At 62.8% G+C, this 1,058-nt stretch carries 1 pseudogene; it reads left to right on the forward strand.

What is annotated here, in order from left to right:
- Positions 1–371 precede the first annotated feature (371 nt).
- Positions 372–1,058 (forward strand): annotated as a pseudogene (locus BLR02_RS31225) (tripartite tricarboxylate transporter substrate-binding protein); the annotation flags it as partial.

Genomic DNA, 1,058 nt, shown 5'->3' on the forward strand with positions numbered 1-1,058 from the left:
ATCAGCTCCGTCTTGCTTAGCCGCTCAAGCTCGTCCCGCTGCATGCCAGCATCGAATCAGCCAACCCACTCCAGCGCAAGGGGGTGGGTAATTACTGACAGGATCCCGGCATCCCCGGCCGATTGTTGGTACGCGACAAAGTTGGAATTCGGTGGTGCCCGTTTGTGGGCAGCAATTGCGATGCTCCGCTGAAAGAGCGGTAGGGAGGCTGCGCCATGACACCAATCACCCGACGCATCCTGCTAGCCGCACCAGCTCTGCTGCCTGATCTAGCGGTCGCACAAGGCTTCCCAAACCGTACTATTACCTGGGTGGTCCCTTTCGCTCCGGGTGGCATCACGGATACCAGTGCCCGCACTTTGGCGCAGCGCATGAGCCAAAGCCTGAATCAGTCGGTTGTGGTGGAGAATCGGCCGGGTGCCGGCGGCACAATAGGGACCGAGGTAGTCGCTCGCAGCGCAGCCGACGGCTATACGATGCTTTACGGCAGCCAGGGGCCGATTGCCGCGGCACCGACGATGTTTCCCGGGCTTCGTTACGATCCGCAGCGTGACCTTGCGCCAGTTCACGGCATAGGCGCATCGCCCCATCTCATCGTCACCTCGCCTGCCCGCCATGGCGATCGCTTAAGAAGTTGGTCAATGTAGCGCGTGGCCGGCCCGATGACTTGACTTACGGTTCGGTCGGCGTCGGCACCTCGCCGCATTTAGCGGCCGAGACACTGCTGCAGGCGACCGACGTCCGTATGGTCCATGCCCCCTACGCCAACGGTACCCAAGGATTGAACGACGTCATTGGCGGGCGTCTCGATGTGATGTGGGATTACCCGTTGACGAGCTTGCCACATGTGCGGGAAGGCCGGCTGCGAGCCTTGGCAGTCACCGACAGCCAGCGGGTGGCGCTGGCAGGCGAGGTTCCGACGGTTGCTGAAGCCGGGCTCCCGGGCGCCGAGTTCGTACCGTGGGCCGGACTTTTCGTTCCAGCACGCACGTCTACCATGGTCGTGGTGGTCCTGCCCCCAACTCTGGTCCGAGGGCTACGCAAGTTCTCGGGCTGGT

The organism is Belnapia rosea, from assembly GCF_900101615.1.
Lineage (GTDB): Bacteria > Pseudomonadota > Alphaproteobacteria > Acetobacterales > Acetobacteraceae > Belnapia > Belnapia rosea.